The organism is Mesorhizobium sp. M0601, from assembly GCF_040320845.1.
Taxonomy (GTDB): Bacteria; Pseudomonadota; Alphaproteobacteria; order Rhizobiales; family Rhizobiaceae; genus Mesorhizobium.
In genome coordinates this window covers 1-556 of sequence record NZ_JAMYQK010000137.1, presented here as the reverse complement: position 1 = coordinate 556, position 556 = coordinate 1, and the positions used below count along the sequence as shown (strand labels likewise).

Genomic DNA, 556 nt, shown 5'->3' with positions numbered 1-556 from the left:
CCGAGTTCGGGCATTTCGATGAGAAGCGCGAAGGCGGTGATTGCCGAGACGCCCGGGATCGAGACGAGGATAGCGAAGCGACGGGAGAGATCGGGATCGGACTGGATGAGCGCCGTGATCTCCTTTTCGACAGCAGCCATTTGACGTTCGATCTGCCTGAGCTGCTGGGCATTGTGGCGCTTGAGGATGGGAAGGGTTAGCGCCTTGTTCCTCGCCGCCGTCCGGTTCTTCACCAGCGCCTCGCGCGCCATGTGCAGGTCCTTGAGGTCATTGAGGATCGGGCTGCGCACCGGTCGTGCTTCGAGATCGAGAAGAGCGCCCATGCGCGCCAGCATGGCGGCGTCCAGCCGGTCGGTCTTGGCGATCCTGCCGGTGGCCTCGGCGAAGCGCCGGGCTTGGCGTGGGTTGACCTTGACCAGCGCAAGGCCAGCCGCCGCCAGCTTCCGCTCAAAGGCCCGGTGATATGGACCTGTCGGCTCATAGACGATGCGTACGCCGGGCGGGTCCAACCGGCTCGGGCTCAACCAGCTCATGAACGCCTTGTGGCCGCGGCTGT

1 protein-coding gene is annotated in these 556 nt (G+C 64.9%); it reads right to left on the bottom strand.

What is annotated here, in order from left to right:
• Positions 1 to 533: IS110 family transposase (locus NKI41_RS33255; protein WP_502901276.1), on the bottom strand; the 533-nt coding region annotated here is incomplete at its 3' end.
• Positions 534 to 556: the final 23 nt, after the last annotated feature.